Origin of the sequence: Kitasatospora sp. SolWspMP-SS2h, from assembly GCF_003259315.1 — a bacterium.
Classification (GTDB): Bacteria; Actinomycetota; Actinomycetes; order Streptomycetales; family Streptomycetaceae; genus Kitasatospora; species Kitasatospora fiedleri.
The window spans coordinates 234,872-252,485 of the sequence record NZ_QLLT01000001.1 but is presented as its reverse complement, the minus strand read 5'-3'; the positions used below and the strand labels follow the sequence as shown (position 1 = coordinate 252,485).

The 17,614-nt window shown below is 74.8% G+C and carries 11 protein-coding genes; 10 read left to right on the top strand and 1 reads right to left on the bottom strand.

The annotated features are described in order from the left end of the window. Positions 1-114 precede the first annotated feature (114 nt). The 10 genes from K353_RS01035 (at position 115) to K353_RS00990 (ending at position 15,554) form a co-directional block, all read left to right on the top strand. The gene (locus K353_RS01035; protein WP_111551621.1) at positions 115-1,932 is read left to right on the top strand and encodes an acyclic terpene utilization AtuA family protein; all 1,818 of its coding nucleotides are present in this window, start codon (positions 115-117) and stop codon (positions 1,930-1,932) included. Beyond that, on the top strand, positions 1,929-3,527 hold the full coding sequence (locus K353_RS01030; RefSeq protein ID WP_111551620.1) for an acyl-CoA carboxylase subunit beta: 1,599 nt from the start codon (positions 1,929-1,931) through the stop codon (positions 3,525-3,527). Before K353_RS01035 ends, K353_RS01030 begins: the two co-directional genes overlap by 4 nt. A gap of 232 nt (positions 3,528-3,759) precedes the next feature. Beyond that, positions 3,760-5,700 (top strand): biotin carboxylase N-terminal domain-containing protein, encoded by a 1,941-nt coding sequence (locus tag K353_RS01025; RefSeq protein ID WP_111551619.1) that lies wholly within the window; start codon positions 3,760-3,762, stop codon positions 5,698-5,700. A 73-nt stretch (positions 5,701-5,773) separates the two neighbouring features. After that, positions 5,774-6,991 carry an acyl-CoA dehydrogenase family protein gene (locus K353_RS01020; protein WP_233533279.1) on the top strand — a complete coding sequence of 406 codons (1,218 nt, stop codon included), beginning with the start codon at positions 5,774-5,776 and terminating at the stop codon, positions 6,989-6,991. A 182-nt stretch (positions 6,992-7,173) separates the two neighbouring features. Continuing rightward, a complete protein-coding gene (locus tag K353_RS01015) occupies positions 7,174-7,977 on the top strand; it encodes an inositol monophosphatase family protein (RefSeq protein ID WP_111551618.1) in 804 nt (267 codons plus the stop codon). A 288-nt stretch (positions 7,978-8,265) separates the two neighbouring features. Beyond that, a complete protein-coding gene (locus K353_RS01010; protein WP_111551617.1) occupies positions 8,266-9,906 on the top strand; it encodes a 4-coumarate--CoA ligase family protein in 1,641 nt (546 codons plus the stop codon). A 170-nt stretch (positions 9,907-10,076) separates the two neighbouring features. Further along, entirely contained in the window at positions 10,077-10,691 is a 615-nt protein-coding gene (locus K353_RS01005; protein WP_111551616.1) for a TetR/AcrR family transcriptional regulator, read from the top strand. Between the two features lie 184 nt (positions 10,692-10,875). Beyond that, positions 10,876-13,401 (top strand): SpoIIE family protein phosphatase, encoded by a 2,526-nt coding sequence (locus K353_RS01000; RefSeq protein WP_111551839.1) that lies wholly within the window; start codon positions 10,876-10,878, stop codon positions 13,399-13,401. A 150-nt stretch (positions 13,402-13,551) separates the two neighbouring features. Next, positions 13,552-14,028: a hypothetical protein gene (locus K353_RS00995; protein WP_111551615.1), complete on the top strand. Its 477-nt coding sequence runs from the start codon at positions 13,552-13,554 to the stop codon at positions 14,026-14,028. Between the two features lie 95 nt (positions 14,029-14,123). Further along, positions 14,124-15,554, top strand: a complete 1,431-nt coding sequence (locus K353_RS00990; RefSeq protein WP_111551614.1) for an MFS transporter — start codon at positions 14,124-14,126, stop codon at positions 15,552-15,554. 144 nt (positions 15,555-15,698) lie between these two features. Here the strand turns inward: K353_RS00990 and K353_RS00985 are convergent, their stop codons facing one another. Beyond that, positions 15,699-17,357 carry an FAD-dependent monooxygenase gene (locus tag K353_RS00985; RefSeq protein WP_111551613.1) on the bottom strand — a complete coding sequence of 553 codons (1,659 nt, stop codon included), beginning with the start codon at positions 17,355-17,357 and terminating at the stop codon, positions 15,699-15,701. Between the last annotated feature and the right edge of the window lie 257 nt (positions 17,358-17,614).

Here is a 17,614-nt window from a genome sequence, read left to right as displayed (position 1 = left end):
ACGCGTGCTTGATTTGTCCCCGGGTTGCTGCCACGCTCGGTCCCGACCGGACGCGCCCGGTTCCCGGAGACCGCCGTCAACGGCGGCCGGGCGCGGCGGAGTTGGGGAGGTTTCGTGCTGCGGATCGGCAATGCTTCGGGGTTCTACGGGGACAGGTTCGGCGCGTTCCGCGAGATGCTGACCGGCGGGCCGCTGGACGTGCTGACGGGGGACTACCTGGCCGAGCTGACCATGCTGATCCTGGCCCGGGACCGGCTGCGCGACCCGTCGCTGGGGTACGCGCGGACGTTCCTGCGGCAGGCCGAGGAGTGCCTCGCCGAGGCGCTCGACCGCGGGGTGCGGATCGTGGTGAACGCGGGCGGCCTCCACCCGGCCCGGCTGGCCGAAGCGCTCGGCGAACTCGCCGCCCGGCAGGGCCTCCGGGCCCGGATCGGCCACGTCACCGGCGACGAACTCCTCCCCAGGGCGCACGAGTTCGGCTGGACGGAGGAGCCGGGCCCGCACCGTCCGCTGCTGGCCGCGAACGCCTACCTGGGGGCGTTCGGGATCGCCGAGTGCCTGCGCGCGGGCGCGGACGTGGTGGTGACCGGCCGGGTGACGGACGCCGCGCTGGTGGTCGGGCCGGGCATCGCCCACCACGGGTGGACGCCGGACGACCTGGACGCGCTGGCGGGAGCCGTGGTGGCGGGCCACGTCCTGGAGTGCGGGGCGCAGGCGACCGGCGGGAACTACGCGTTCTTCACCGAGCACGACGTCGACCACCCGGGCTTCCCGATCGCCGAACTGCACGCCGACGGCAGCAGCGTCATCACCAAGCACCCGGGCACCGGCGGCGCGGTGACCGTGGAGACCGTCACCGCCCAACTCCTCTACGAGACGGGCGGACCGCGCTACCTCGGGCCGGACGTCACGGCCCGGCTGGACACCGTGACGCTCACCGCGCAGGGCGCCGACCGGGTCCGGATCGACGGCGTGCGCGGCGAGGCCCCGCCCGCCACCCTCAAGGTCGGGCTGAACCGGCTCGGCGGGTACCGCAACGAGCTGGCGTTCGTCCTCACCGGCCTGGACGCCGACGCCAAATCCGCCCTGGTGCAAAGGCAGTTGAACCGGGCGCTGGCCGCCGACCCGCCGGCCGAACTGCGCTGGACCGAGACCCGCACTCAGCACCCGGACGCCGACACCGAGGAACGCGCCAGCACCCTGCTCCGGCTCACCGCCCGCGACCCGCAGGAGCACAGGGTCGGACGCGCCCTCACCGCCGCCGCCGTCGAACTCGGCCTGGCCGGCTACCCGGGCTTCCACCTCACCGCCCCGCCCGGCCGCCCCAGCCCCTACGGGGTGTTCGAAGCAAGGGAGTTGGACCAGAAGGCAGTCGACCACACCGCCCATTTGCCCGCTGACCACCTGCCCGCCACCAGCCTGCCCGCCGATCGCCCGGCCACCGGCTGGCGCGTCTCCGTCCCGCCCCCGACGGCCACCACCACCCGCCAACCCCCAACCCCGCCCGTGCGGTTGCCGCCGCCCCCGCGCCCCGGGCCGACCCGCCGCGCCCCGCTCGGCCTGGTCGCCGGAGCCCGCAGCGGCGACAAGGGCGGCGACGCCAACCTCGGCCTCTGGGCCCGCGACGAAGCCGGATGGCCCTGGCTCGCCCACACCCTCACCACCGCCAGACTGCGCGAACTCCTCCCGGAGACCGCCGAACTGGAGATCGAGCGCCACCTGTTCCCGAACCTCCGGGCGGTCAACTTCACCCTCCGCGGCCTGCTCGGCGAAGGCGTCGCCGCCCAGGCCAGGTTCGACCCGCAGGCGAAGGCGCTGGGGGAGTGGCTGCGCTCCCGCCACCTCGACATCCCGGAACCCCTTCTCCCGCCCCTCTCGCCCGTCCCGCCCCTCCCGCCCGTCCGGCCCGAGCCCCCGGAGGCCCCGCTGTGACCGTCCTGCCCACCCGGCTCGACCCGGACGCACCCGAGTACGCGGCCAACCGCGACGCGATGCTCGCCAGACTCGCCGACCTGGACGCCGAACACGCCAAGGCGCTGGCCGGCGGCGGACCCAAGTACCTGGAACGGCACCGCAGTCGGGGCAAGCTCGCGGCCCGCGAACGGATCGAGCTGCTGCTCGACCCGGACTCGCCGTTCCTCGAACTCTCCCCGCTCGCCGCCTGGGGCAGCCCGTACCAGGTCGGTGCGGCACTGGTCACCGGCATCGGCACGGTGGCCGGGACCGAGTGCGTGATCACCGCCAACGACCCGACCGTGCGCGGCGGTTCGTCCAACCCGTGGACGCTGCGCAAGGCCCTGCGGGCCAACGAGATCGCGCTGCGCAACCGGCTCCCGCTGATCAACCTGGTCGAGTCCGGCGGCGCCGACCTCCCCAGCCAGAAGGAGATATTCATCCCGGGCGGCGCGCTGTTCCGCGACCTGACCAGGCTGTCGGCGGCGGGCGTCCCCACCGTGGCCGTGGTGTTCGGCAACTCCACGGCGGGCGGTGCGTACGTGCCGGGGATGTCCGACCACGTCATCATGGTGAAGGAGCGGGCCAAGGTGTTCCTCGGCGGCCCGCCGCTGGTGAAGATGGCCACCGGCGAGGAGTCCGACGACGAGTCGCTCGGCGGTGCCGAGATGCACGCCCGCACCTCCGGCCTCGCCGACCATCTCGCCCTCGACGAACCCGACGCCCTGCGCCTGGCCCGCCGGGTCGTCCACCGGCTGCACTGGCGCAAGTCCGGCCCCGAACCGGCGCGGCGCCCCGAGCCGCCCGCGTACCCGGAGGACGAACTGCTCGGCATCGTCCCCGGCGACCTCAAGGCGCCCTTCGACCCCCGCGAGGTGATCGCCCGGATCGTCGACGCCTCCGACTTCGACGAGTTCAAGCCCCGCTACGGCACCAGCCTCGCCACCGGCTGGGCCACCCTGCTCGGGTACCCCGTCGGCATCCTGGCCAACGCCCAGGGCGTGCTGTTCAGCCAGGAGTCCCAGAAGGCCGCCCAGTTCATCCAACTCGCCAACCAGCTGGACCGCCCGCTGGTCTTCCTGCACAACACCACCGGCTACATGGTCGGCCGGGAGTACGAGCAGGGCGGCATCATCAAGCACGGCGCGATGATGATCAACGCGGTGGCGAACAGCACCGTCCCGCACCTCTCCGTCCTGATGGGCGCCTCCTACGGCGCCGGCCACTACGGCATGTGCGGTCGGGCCTACGACCCCCGCTTCCTGTTCACCTGGCCGAGCGCCAAATCCGCGGTGATGGGCCCCCAGCAACTCGCCGGCGTCCTCTCCCTGGTCGCCCGCCAGTCCGCCGCCGCCAAGGGCCAGCCCTACGACGAGGAGGCCGACGCCGCGATCCGCGCCGCCGTCGAGCAGCAGATCGAGGCCGAGTCCCTCCCGGTCTTCCTCTCCGGCCGCCTCTACGACGACGGAGTGATCGACCCGCGCGACACCCGCACCATCCTCGGCCTCTGCCTGTCCGCCCTCCACAGCGGCCCGATCGCGGGCGCCAAGGGGTATGGCGTTTTCCGCATGTGACACCCCCTCACGGTTGCAGCATCCTGCAACCGTGACACCCCCTTACTGTCGCAAGGGCATCTCGCCACTGCACCTGCTCGCAACCGTGACACCCTCTCGCGATTGCAGCCTCTCGCAACCGTGACACCCCCTCACTACTGCACCAGCTTGCAACCGCGAGTACCTCTCACCGCCCCACCCCACGACCTCTCCGCCCCCGCCCCGCTACTCCCGCGAGAAAGCGAACTGACGGATGATCACCTCCCTGCTGGTGGCCAACCGAGGCGAGATCGCCCGCCGGGTCTTCCGCACCTGCCGCACCCTCGGCATCGCCACCGTCGCCGTGTACGCCGACCCGGACGCCGAGGCCCGGCACGTCCGGGAGGCCGACACCGCCGTCCGGCTGCCCGGCGCCGCGCCCGCCGACACCTACCTGCGCGCCGACCTGCTGGTCCGGGCCGCCCTCGACGCGGGAGCCGACGCCGTGCACCCCGGGTACGGGTTCCTCTCCGAGAGCGCCGACTTCGCGCAGGCCGTGCTGGACGCCGGGCTGCGCTGGATCGGCCCGCCGCCCGCCGTTATCGCCGCGATGGGCTCCAAGACCGCCGCCAAGCGGTTGATGGCCGCCGCGGGCGTCCCCGTCCTGGAGGTCGGCCCCCACCCCGCCGAGGCCGACCTGCCGCTGCTGGTCAAGGCCGCGGCGGGCGGCGGCGGACGCGGCATGCGGGTGGTGCGCACCCTCGCCGAGCTCCCCGACGCGCTGGCTGCCGCCCGGGCCGAGGCCGCCGCCGCGTTCGGCGACGACGAGGTGTTCTGCGAGCCCTACCTGCCCACCGGACGGCACCTGGAGGTGCAGCTGCTCGCCGACGCCCACGGCACCGTGTGGGCGGTCGGCGACCGCGACTGCTCACTCCAGCGGCGGCACCAGAAGGTGATCGAGGAGGCCCCGGCCCCCGGCCTCGCCCCCGAGTTGCGGGCCCGCCTGCACGCCGCCGCCGTCGCCGCCGCCCGCGCCGTCGGCTACCGGGGTGCCGGCACCGCCGAGTTCCTCCTCGCCCCCGACGGGCGCCTCGCCTTCCTGGAGATGAACACCCGCCTCCAGGTCGAACACCCCGTCACCGAGTGCGTCACCGGACTCGACCTGGTCGCCCTCCAACTCGCCGTCGCCGAAGGCGAACAGCTCCCCGCCGACCCGCCCCCCGTCCGCGGCTGCGCGATCGAGGCCCGCCTGTACGCCGAGGACCCGGCCCGCGACTGGCAGCCCGCCACCGGACCGCTGCACCTCCTCGAACTCCCGGGTACAGACGTCGAGTTCGCCACCCTCCCGAGCCCGGCCGGGCTGCGCCTGGACGCGGGGGCCGGGACCGGCGACCGGGTCACCGTCCACTACGACCCGATGCTCGCCAAAGCCGTCGCCTGGGCCCCCACCCGCACCGCCGCCGCCCGCCGCCTCGCCGACGCCCTCGCCCGCGCCCGCCTGCACGGCCCCACCACCAACCGCGACCTGCTGGTCCGCGCCCTGCGCCACCCCGATTTCCTGGCCGGCCGCGTCCACACCGCCCTGCTCACCGACCACCACGCCGAACTCACCGCCCCCGACGGCAAATCCACCCCCCTCGCCGCGCTCGCCGCCGCCCTCGCCGACGCCGCCGACCGCCGCGGCCCCCTGCGCGAACTCCCCTCCGGCTGGCGCAACCTGCCCTCCCAGCCGCAGGCCAAGCGCTACCGCGCCGCCGACGGCACCGAGTACGACGTCCGCTACCGCCTCACCCGCGACGGGCTGCGCGCCGACGACCACCCCGACGTCCAACTCCTGCACAGCACACCCGACTCCGTCGACCTGGCGATCGGACCACTGCGCCGCCACTACCGGATCGCCCGGTACGGCGACCAGGTCTTCGTCGACGCACCCACCGAGCACCACGCCCTGACCGCCGTCGACCGCCACCCCGCCCCCACCGCCCCGCTCGCCCCCGGCACCCTGCTCGCCCCGATGCCCGGCACCGTCGTCCGGATCGACGCCCGGCCCGGCGAACGCGTCACCGCAGGCCAAGTCCTGCTCAGCATCGAGGCGATGAAGATGGAACACCGGGTCACCGCCCCCGCGGACGGCACCCTCACCGACCTCCCCGCCACCCTCGGCCGCCAGGTCGAAACCGGCACCGTTCTCGCCGTCGTCCGCCCCGATCACTGACCTGCCCCGTCCCGCTGCCACGGCCGTGCCCCGCCGCCACCGTCTCGCCACCCACGACAGACAGGACCCCGCCATGCCCACCCCCCTGACCCCGTCGAGTCGGCCCACCCCATCGAGCCCGTCCACCCCGTCGGCCTCGCTCACCGACACCGAGGACCAGCGCGACCTGCGCGCGGCGGTCGCCGCCCTCGCCGCCCGCTACGGCCGCGACTACTTCCAGCAGAAGGCCCGTGCCGGAGAACCCGTCCGCGAACTCTGGTCGGAAGCAGCCAAGTTGGGTTACCTCGGGGTCAACCTCCCCGCCGTGTACGGCGGCGGAGGCGCGGGTATCGGTGAACTCGCCACCGTCCTCGAGGAGTTGGGCGCGGCCGGTTGTCCGCTGCTGATGCTGATCGTCTCCCCGGCGATCTGCGGCACCGTCATCGCCCGGTTCGGCACCGACCCGCAGAAACAGCGCTGGCTGCCCGGACTCGCCGACGGCACCGCCGTCATGGCCTTCGGCATCACCGAGCCCGACGCGGGCTCCAACTCGCACCGCATCTCCACCGTCGCCCGCCGCGACGGCGCCGACTGGCTGCTCACCGGCCGCAAAGTGTTCGTCTCCGGCATCGACCAGGCCGACGCCGTCCTCTTCGTCGCCCGCACCGAGGACGCCCGCACCGGCAAGCTCAAGCCCGCCCTGTTCGTCGTCCCGCGCGACACCCCCGGCTTCGAGTACCAGCCCATCCCGATGGAACTCACCGCCCCGGAGAAGCAGTTCCAGGTCTTCCTGGACGACGTCCGGCTACCCGCCGACGCCCTGGTCGGCGACCAGGACTCCGGCCTGCTGCAACTCTTCGCGGGCCTCAACCCCGAACGCATCATGACCGCCGCCTTCACCCTCGGCATCGCCCGCCACGCCCTCGACACCGCCGTCTCCTACGCCCGCACCCGCACCGTCTGGGACCGCCCCATCGGCGCCCACCAGGGCATCGCCCACCCCCTGGCCCAGTGCGCCATCGAGGTCGAACTCGCCCGACTGATGACCCGCAAGGCCGCCCAGCTGTACGACGCGGGCGACGACCTGGCCGCCGGCGAAGCCGCCAACATGGCCAAGTACGCGGCCGGCGAAGCCTCCTGCCGCGCCGTCGACCAGGCCGTCCAGACCCTCGGCGGCAACGGCCTCACCCGGGAGTACGGCCTGGCCGCCCTCATCACCGCCACCCGCGTCGGCCGGGTCGCCCCGGTCAGCCGGGAGATGATCCTCAACTACGTCGCCCAGCACACCCTCGGCCTGCCGCGCTCCTACTGATCCGTCCCATCCGCCCGGGCGGCGCCACCCCGATCACCCGTCGCCACCGTCTGCCGCCTCCACCCGCCGCCGGCCACGCGGAGAGCGCCGCCGTACTCTTCCACCAGCCCCGCGCCCGGGAACCGGAAGCCTGGACGGACCCCCGACCGAGCCCGAGCCGCCCACCGACCGGAAGGACCCCCGTGAGTGACGCCGACCTCGCCCGCCAGGCCGCCGAGCTCGGGGCGGAGGTGGTGCGGAGCCGTGCGTGGCAGGGCGTCGAACGGCAGGACAAGGGCGGCGGCGACTTCGCGACCGCGGTGGACGTGGAAGCGGAGCGGGCCATCCTCGACCTCCTCCGTGCCGCCCGCCCGGACGACGCGTTCACGGCGGAGGAGAGCGGCCGCACCGGCCCGCCCGACGCCGCCCGCCGCTGGCTGGTCGACCCGCTGTGCGGGACGCTCAACTTCGCGGTGGGCACCCATCTGGTGGCCGTCAACGTCGCACTCCAGGAAGGCGGCCGGACGGTCGCCGCCGCCACCGCCGACCCGTACACCGGTGAGACGTACTGGACCGACGGCACCCGCGCCGCCCTCCGCCACCACGGGGAGGACACCCCGCTGGCACCGTCCGCAGGCTCCCGACTGGTCGACCTCAACCTCGACCCGCCCTACCCGAACGCCCCCGCGCTGCGCGTCGCGCGCCTGCTCACCGCCCCCGACTTCGAACGCGCCTTCCGCCCCCGGGTGGTCTCCAGCACCCTCGCGGTGGCCTGGGTCGCCGCCGGCCGCCGCGCCGCGTACCTGACGGACGGGCAACTGGCGGACAGCGTCCACTTCGCAGCCGGCATCGCACTCTGCGAGGCCGCCGGCTGCACCGTCACCGACCTGCGCGGCAAACCGGTCCACCACGGCGACGGCGGCCTGATCGCCGCAGCCGACGAGGAGACCCACGCCCGCCTGCTCGACCTGATCACCCGCCAGGAGAACCCCGGCGTACGCCGGTAAGCCGGGCACGCGCCCTGGCGGCGGCCAGCCATCCCCCGGCACGCTTGCACCGCAACTGCGACCGCGATCACGACCGCAACGTCATCTCCCAACCGTTACACCCAATTATTCGTGCGATAGATTCTCGTGTTCACAATAGACACTCACCAATGTAATAGCCCCTCACGTAAGTAATGGCATATCGCATCCGCGAGTACCCATCGCACTGGCAATACCAACCCGCCCCCGCACCCCGCGACCGCACCCCCGCGATCGCGCCCGCGCCCGCCGAGCCGCCCGGAGGCCCGCATGGTGTTCCACAGCGACTACCCGTCCGTCGCCCCGCTCGACCTGCCGATCCACGACGCCGTCCTCGACGGCTGCGCCACGGGCGAGCACGCCGACCGTCCGGCCCTGGTGGACGGCCTGACCGGGCGCAGCGTCAGCTACCGGGAGCTGGAGACGGGCAGCCGCCGGGTCGCGGCGGGGCTCGCCGAGGCCGGGGTCGGCAAGGGTGAGGTGGTGGCGCTGTTCAGTCCGAACTCGATCGCCTATCCGCTGGCGTTCTACGGCACCACCCGCACCGGCGCGACGGTGACCCCGGTCAGCGCGCTGGCCACCGCCGCGGAACTGGCGGGGCAGTTGCGCGACTCCGGTGCCCGCTGGATCATCACCGTCGCCGCGTTCCTGCCGGTGGCCCGGCAGGCGGCCGCCGAGCACCCGGTGGCCGAGATCTTCGTCTGCGACGAGGCCGAGGGCCACCGCTCGCTCGCCGAGCTGGCGGCCGGCTCGGCCCCGGAGCCCGCCCCGTCGATCGATCCGGCCACCGACCTGGCGGTGCTGCCGTACTCCAGCGGGACGACCGGCCTGCCCAAGGGCGTGATGCTGACCCACCGCTCGGTGTCCACCAACCTGGCCCAGGTCGACGCGCTACTCGGCCCCCGCCCCGGCGAGCGCACCCTGGCGGTGCTTCCCTTTTTCCACATCTACGGCCTGACCGCCCTGCTCAACCGCCCGCTGCGGGCCCGCGCCACCGTGGTCGTGCTGCCCCGCTTCGACCTGGAGCAGTTCCTGACGGCCATCCAGCAGCACCGGATCGAGGCGGTGTACGTGGCCCCGCCGATCGCCCTCGCACTGGCCAAGCACCCGCTGGTCGACCGCTTCGACCTGTCCTCGATCCGCTACGTGCTGAGCGCCGCCGCCCCGCTGGACGCCGAACTGGCCGCCGCCTGCGCCCGCCGCCTGGGCCTGTCGCACCTGCTGCAGGGCTACGGCATGACCGAGCTGTCCCCGGTCACCCACGTCCTCCCGCCCGGCGACCCGAACCCGCCGGTCGGCACCGTCGGCCGCCTGGTCCCCGGCACCGAGCTGCGGATCCGCTCCCTCTCGGCCCCGCACCAGGACCTCGGCCCCGGCGAGGACGGCGAACTGCTGTTCCGCGGCCCGCAGGTGATGCGGGGCTACTTCGGCAAGGAGTCCGAGACCTCCGCGACCGTCGACCCGGACGGCTGGCTGCACACCGGTGACGTCGGCCACGTCGACGACGCCGGCTACCTGTTCGTGGTCGACCGGGTGAAGGAGCTGATCAAGTACAAGGGCTACCAGGTCGCCCCGGCCGAACTGGAGGCCGTGCTGCTCACCCACCCGAGCATCGCCGACGCCGCGGTGATCGGCGTCGGCGACGCCCACGGCGCCGAGCACCCCAAGGCGTACGTGGTGCCCGCGTTCGGCTGCGACCTGGCCGAACAGGAGGTGATCGAGTACGTGGCCCGCCGGGTCGCCCCGTACAAGAAGGTCCGCGAGGTGGAGTTCCTGGACGCGGTGCCGAAGTCCGCCAGCGGCAAGGTGCTGCGCCGCGAACTGCGGGCCCGCGGCGCGCGGCCGGACCGGCACCCGGCCGACGGCGCACCGAGCGGGGGAGCGGTGACGCCCGGGAACGGCAACGCGTAGGAACGGCAACGCGTAGGAACGGCAACGCGTAGGAACGGAAACGGGTAGGAACGGCGCCGCACGGGAGCGGCGACGTGGAGGAACGACCGCGCACGGGAGCGGCGGTGCGCGAAACCGGCGGTGCATAGGATCGGCATCCGGAGCCCGCCCGCGCAGACCAGGAGCCGCCGATGACGACCAGCGCACCCGCCGCCCGCACGCCCCGGCAGGACCGCAGCCGCGCCACCCGCAGACGGCTGCTGGAGGCGGCGGTGGAGTGCCTGGCCGAGGTCGGCTGGCACGGCTCCACGGTGCTGGTGGTCGCCGCGCGGGCCGGGGTGACCCGCGGCGCCGCCCAGCACCACTTCCGCACCCGCGAGGACCTGTTCACCGCCGCCGTCGAGCACGTCGCCGCCGAGCGGCTGGCCGCCGCCCTGGCCCGGGTCGAGCAGCTGCCGCCGTCCGGCCCGGCCCGCACCGAGGCGGTGGTGGAGATGATCGTGAGCCTCTACACCGGCCCGCTGTTCCGCGCCGCGCTGCACCTGTGGGTGGCCGCCGCCACCGAGGAGCCGCTGCGCGGCCGGATCACCGGCTTGGAGAACCACATCGGCCGGGAGGCGCACCGGGCCGCCGTCGAGTGCCTGGGCGCGGACGAGTCCGCCGCCGGCGTCCGGGAGACCGTCCAGGCCACCCTCGACCTGGCCCGCGGCCTGGGCCTGGCCAACCTGCTCACCGACGACGGCCCGCGCCGGGCCGGCGTGGTCCGCCAGTGGTCCCGCCTGCTGGACGCCGCACTCGCCGGCTGACCCGGCCCGGCTGACCCGGACCGGGCCGCTGTTTCGGGCCGCCGTCCCGGTCCGCCCGCCCGACGCCGCACCGCGGACCGGCAGTTGGGAGTAGCACTCTTGCCCGAACCGGTCCGTATCCAGCACACTCGCATCTTCGGTCCGACCGCCCGCACGACCACCAGTCGCCAGCGTGCTGCGGGCCGTGCAGTCTGGTGGAAGCCGGAACGATCGGCAGAACCGGGGAAGGTACCGGGCAGGTGGCCAACTGAGCACGCACGGGTTCGAACAGAAGCCCGGCCGCGACGCGGCGGGTGCCGCTTCCGCGCGCCTGGCCGGGCACCGTCTGGTCCCGCTGGCCACCGCGCTGGTCCAGGAGGACGGCCGGATCCTGCACTGGAGCCAGGAGGCCGAGGCGCTCACCGGCTGGCCCGCCGACCAGGCGATCGGCGCGCACCCGGTCCAGCTGCTGCTGCCCGAGCAGGAGCGGGCCGCCGCCGAGCGGCTGTTCGAGCGGCTGGTCGCCGGGCGCGGCTGGTCCGGAACCCACCCGGTGCGCCGCCGCGACGGCTCCACCGTCGAGCTGGAGTTCCACACCTATCCGGTGGCCGGCCCCGACGGCAGCACCCTGCTGCTGGCCACCGCCTCCGACACGCACGCCCTGCACGAGGTCGAGTCCGACCTGGCGATCCTGGACGGCTTCTTCGACCAGTCCCCGATCGGCCTGGCCGTCTACGACACCGACCTGCGCTTCGTCCGGCTGAACGCGGCGCTGGCCCGGATCAACGGCCTCAGCGCCGAGCAGCACCTCGGCCGCCGGATCTCCGCCGTGCTGCCCGGCATCAACGCCGCCGAGATCGAGAACGTGATGCGGCAGGTGATCGCCACCGGCAAACCGGTGGTCGACGCCCGCTCGTACGGCCGGGTCCCCGGCGACCCGCGCCGCGACCGGGCCTGGTCGGCGTCCTACTTCCGGCTGGAGGACTCCACCGGCAAGGTGCTCGGCGTCTCCTCCTCGATCATCGACGTCACCGAGCGCTTCCGGGCCGAGGCCCGCGCCTCCCGCGCCCAGGAGCGGCTGACCCTGCTCGCCTCGGCCGGCGCCCGGATCGGCACCACCCTCGACCTCAAACGCACCGCGGAGGAGATGGTCGAGGCGATCATCCCGAAGTTCGCCGACTTCGCCACCGTCGACCTGCTGGAGCCCGTGCTGCGCGGCGAGGAGCCCGCCCCGATCCAGCCCGGGCGGGCCATCCAGGTCCGCGCCGTCGCGGTCGGCGAGGCGTACGGCTCCGGGCTGACCGGCGCCGCGGACGCCGTCGGGGGCACCACCGAGTACGGTCCGACCCGGGTCTACACCCAGTGCCTGCGCAGCGGACGCCCGCTGCTCAAGCCGCACGTCGACGAGGAGGTGCTGCGCGGCCTGGTCCCCGACCCCGAGCGGGTCGCCCCCGGCATCGCGGCCGGCGTCCACTCGTACCTGCTGGTGCCGCTGATCGCCCGCGGCATGGTGCTCGGCGGCGCCGAGTTCGTCCGCACCCGCAACCCCGAGCCGTTCGGCGCCGCCGACGTCTCGCTCGCCGAGGAACTGGTCGCCCGCACCGCCCTGGCCATCGACAACGCCCGGCTCTACCGGCGCGAGCGCGAGACCGCCCTCACCCTGCAGCGCAGCCTGCTGCCGCAGGAGATCCACCGCACCCTCGGCCTGGAGATTGCCCACCGCTACCTGCCCTCCAGCGTGGTCAGCGAGGTCGGCGGCGACTGGTTCGACGTCGTCCCGCTGTCCTGCGGGCGGGTCGCCCTGGTGGTCGGCGACGTGATGGGCCACGGCATCCGGGCCGCCGCCACGATGGGCCAGCTGCGCACCGTCGCCCGCACCCTGGCCACCCTCGACCTGCCGCCCGAGCAGGTCCTCGGCCGACTCGACGAGACCGCCTCCGCGATCGGCGAGGGCCAGTTCGCCACCTGCGTGTGCGCCGTCTACGACCCGGTCGACCGCAGCGTGGTGATCTGCTCGGCCGGCCACCTGCCGCCCGTCCGGGTCGACCCCGACGGCACCGCCCGGGTCATCGACCTGCCGCCGGGCGTCCCGCTCGGCGTCGGCGGCGGCGCCTTCGAGTCGATCGAGTTCACCCTGCCGCCCGGCGCCACCTTCGCGCTCTACACCGACGGCCTGGTCGAACGCCGCGGCCGCGACCTCGACGAGGGCATCGACCTGCTCGCCCGCACCCTCGCCGCCCCCGGCCGCACCCTGGAGGAGAGCTGCGACGCCGCGCTGTCCGCCCTGGTCACCGACGGCACCGAGGACGACATCGCGATGATCATGGCCCGCGTGCTGCCCGTCCCCGCCGACCGGATCGCCACCCTGCTGCTGCCCAGCGAGGGCCCGCTGCCCGCCCGCGCCCGCCGCTTCACCCGCGCCACCCTGGACGCCTGGGGCCTGTCCGGGCTCACCGACTACGCCGAACTCGTGGTCAGCGAACTCGTCACCAACGCCCTGCTGCACGCCGACGCCCCGCGCCGCCTGCGGATCTTCCGCGACCGCACCCTCACCCTGGAGGTCTCCGACGCCGGCGGCCAGCCGCCCCGGCTGCGCACCTCCGCCGAGGAGGACGAGGGCGGCCGCGGCATCCACCTGGTCAGCGAACTCGCGCACCGCTGGGGCAGCCGCCCCACCCGGCACGGCAAGGTGGTCTGGGCGGAGATCGAACTCCCGTACCGGGCCGGCTGACCCGCCCGCCGCCCGTACGACGGTCACTCGTCCGGACGAGTGGCCGCCCGCCCGGGTGACGGCCACCCACCCGGACGAGGACCGCTCGCCCGGGCGGCGGGACTGACGGACAGTCGGAGGCAGTCCCCGCCGCCGACCGAAAGGCCCCCCGTGCCCGTCCGCCTCCTCGCCGCCGCCGGCCTGCTCGCCCTCGCCGCCGCCACCCCGGCCGCCGCCGACGACACCCCCACCGGCACGCCCGCCGACCCGCCCGCGGCGACCGCCGCCGCGACCACCGTCACGATCACCGGCGCCGCCATCGACCCGAAGATCCCCAGCCGGGTCCGGGTCGCCCTCGCCTACACCTGCGCGCCGACCGACCAGCCCCGCTCGCTGAACACCTCCGTCGAGCAGACCGACCCCGAGGACCCCGCCACCATCGCCTTCGGCTCCACCCGCACCGCACCGACCCAGGTGGTCTGCGACGGTACCCCGCAGACCCAGACCGTCACCGTCCAGTCCAAGACCAGCAACTGGCTGCCCGGCACCGACTCCGTGGTGATCACCACCCTCACCGACCTCGGTGCCACCCCGACCGCCGCCGCCGACGCCCGCCTGATCGCGCTGGACCAGCCGCCCGCCCCCTGACCCGCCGTCAGCCGACCGGCCCCCCTCCCCGGCGCGCCGCCCGCCCGCCGCCGTCCTCGCCTCCGAGACTGGACGCCGGACGGAAGGGAACCCGGATGACCCAGCCCACGACAGCCACCGCACCGGCCCCCGAGGTGCGCCGCTGGCGGGCCCTCGCGGTGTGCCTGGTCGCCGGGTTCATGACCCTGCTCGACGTGTCGATCGTCAACGTCGCCCTGCCGTCCGTGCGCAGCGGACTGCACCTGTCCGAGGCCGGGCTCCAGTGGGTGCTCTCCGGCTACTCGCTGGCCTTCGGACTCGTGCTGGTCCCGGCCGGACGGCTCGGCGACGCGATCGGCCGCCGCCCGGTCTTCCTGACCGGACTGGGCCTGTTCACCGCCACCAGCGCCCTGGCCGGTGCCGCCCAGAACGAGACCTGGCTGGTGGTGGCCCGGCTGCTCCAGGGCATGGCGGGCGGACTGCTCGTCCCCCAGGTCTCCGGCTTCATCCAGCAGCTCTTCCGCGGCGGCGAACGGGCCCGCGCGTTCGGCATGCTCGGCACCACCATCGGCTTCTCCACCGCCGTCGGCCCGCTGCTCGGCGGCCTGCTGATCGCGGTGTTCGGTACCGCCGAGGGCTGGCGCTGGGTCTTCTACGTCAACCTCCCGATCGGCCTGGTGGCCCTCCCGCTGGCCCGCCGGCTGCTGCCCGCGCCCACCCCCGACACCTGCGCCCGCCGCGACTTCGACCCGGTCGGCGTGCTGCTGCTGGGCGCCGGCACCGTCCTGCTGCTGCTCCCGCTAGTCCAGTCCCAGTGGCACGGCACCGGCAAGTGGCTGCTGCTGGCCGCCGCCGCCCTGGTCCTGGCCGCCTTCGCGGGCTGGGAGCGCCGCTACGCCCGGCACCGCGAACCGCTCGTCCACCCCGAGCTGTTCCGCACCCGCTCCTTCACCTACGGCGCGCTGGTCTCGCTGCTCTACTTCGCCGGGTTCACCGCGGTCTTCTTCGTCTTCACCCTCTACCTGCAGTCCGGCCGCCACTACAGCGCCCTGCAGGCGGGCCTCGCCATCACCCCCTTCGCCCTGGCCTCCGCGGTCGCCTCCACCATCGGCGGACGCCTGGTCACCCGCCACGGCCGCCGCCTGATCGCCGTCGGCCTGGCCACCGTCACCGTCGGCCTCGCCCTCGCCGCCCTCGCCGTGCACCTCTTCGACGGCCCCGAGGTCGGCTGGGCCACCGCCCTCCCGCTCCTGCTGGCCGGCCTCGGCAGCGGCCTGGTGGTCTCCCCGAACCAGGCACTCACCCTCAACGAGGTACCGGTCGCCCGGGCCGGCTCCGCGGGCGGCGTCCTGCAGACCGCCCAGCGGATCGGCTCCGCCGCGGGCATCGCCACCGTCGGCGCCACCTTCTTCGCCCACCTGCACACCCCCGCCGATTACCCCACCGCCTTCCAGCTCAGCATCGCGGTGGTCCTCGCCTTCGTCCTGCTCGCCCTGCTCGCCGCGATCGAGCCCTTCGGCCGCAAGCCCCGCCAGAAGGCCGGGTGAGCGACGGACCCGCGGTCGAACCGGTAGGACAGGTGGGACGGCGGGTCAACGGGACGGTGGGAACGGGGAACGGCGGAACGCTCCCGGCCGGTGGACCCCGGCCGTTCGCGCCCGCCGTTCCCCGTGCTCCCGGCGCTCCCGGTGCTACAGCCCCGCCACGCCGCGCGCGGCGACCCGCAGGGCGGCCACCGGGTCGCCGACCGAGCTGCCGGCCCGCCAGCCGACGAAGCCGTCGGGGCGGACCAGGACGGCGCCGCCCTCGCGCAGCCCGTAGACCGCGGGCCAGCCGCTCGGCCCGGCCGGACGGGGACCGGCCGGGAGGTCGGGGACGGGCTCGGGCACCAGGTCCCCGCCCTCGCCGACCAGCAGGCAGCGGATCGGCACCCCGGTCTGCTCGGAGACCGCCCGCGCCGCCTCCGGCCACCCCGCGCCGCCCGCCACGGGCGCCAGCAGCACCGGCTCGCGCCCGAACAGGTCGAGCGTGGACAGCCGGACGCCGTCCGCGTCACGCAGCCACAGGTGCGGGGCCCGGGTGCCGACCTCGCCGGTCGCGGCGAAGCGCTCCGGGATCACCCCGGCGGTGGCGTCCACGCCGACCAGCGCGCCCTCGGTGTAGCGGTAGCCGAGCGCCACCGCCAGCACGTTGGTGCGCGGCCCGCCCGCCGGCGCCGCGTCGAAACCGGGGTGCTGGTGCTCCACCGACCGGGCCGCCGCCCGGGCCGCGGTCTGCACGGCGACCGGCCGCCGCTCCGCCCCGTACGACTCCAGCAGGCGCGGCCCGCCCCAGCCGTCGAGCACCGCGGCCAGCTTCCAGGCCAGGTTGTGGGCGTCCTGGATGCCGGTGTTGGAGCCGAACGCCCCGGTCGGCGGCATCTCGTGGGCGGAGTCGCCGCACAGGAAGACCCGCCCGGCGCGGTACCGGTCGGCGACCCGCTCGGCGGCGTGCCAGGGCGCCCGGCCGGTGATCTCCACGTCCAGGTCGGGCACCCCGGCCGCGGCCCGGATGTGCGCCGCGCACCTGGCGTCGGTGAAGTCCTCGACGGCCTCGCCGCGCTCCGGGTGCCAGGGCAGGTGGAAGACCCACTCCTCGCGGTTGTCGACGGGCAGCAGCGCGCCCGCGCCGGCCGGGTCGGTCAGGTAGCAGGCGATGAACAGGCGGTCGCCCACCACCTCGGCCAGCCGCTTGGCCCGGAAGGTCACCGAGACGTTGTGGAACAGGTCGCCGCGCCCGGACTGCCCGATCCCCAGCTGCTCCCGCACGGGGCTGCGCGGCCCGTCCGCCGCGACCAGGTAGTCGGCCCGCACCTCGCGCTCCTCGCCGGTGGCCCGGTCCCGCAGCCGGGCCGTCACCCCGTCGGCGTCCTGCGCGAACGAGAGCAGCTCGGTGTTGAAGCGGACGTCGCCGCGCTCGGCGGCGTGCCGCAGCAGCACCGGTTCGAGGTCGTTCTGGCTGCACAGGCACCACGAGGACGGGCTGAACCTGGCCAGGCCCCCGCCCGGGTCGATCTCCCGGAACAGCCACTCCTGCTCCCCGCCGGAGAGCGTCTCGGCCTGCAGGATGCCGTGGTTGCCGGCCAGCACCGACGCGGCGGCCCGGACGTCGTCCTCCACCCCGGCGCCCCGGAACAGCTCCATGGTGCGCAGGTTGTTGCCGCGCCCCCGGGGGTGCCGGGAGGTCTCGGCGTGCCGCTCCACCAGCAGGTGCGGCACACCGAGCCGACCGAGGAAGAGCGAGGCGGACAGTCCGACCAGCGAACCGCCCGTGATCAGGACCGGGACCCGGTCGGCCATCTGTGTGTTCATCAGCTCTGCTCCATCCGTGCGGGGCGCTGGAAGCGCCAGACCCGACATCCATCCCCCGCCGCGGGCGGCCACGCAGGGTGCGTCGCCCGGATGGCCGTGAAGTCTCGCGCGGCCGTCCGTCCCGCCCTGACGATCGAGGACGAACCGCCGCCCGCTCCGCCGACCGGCCCGGCCGCCCGAGGCCCGTCCGGGAAACCGGCGAAGGGCCCTTCGCGGGCAGACCGCGGAGGAAGCGCGGACGAACCACGAACCGACGA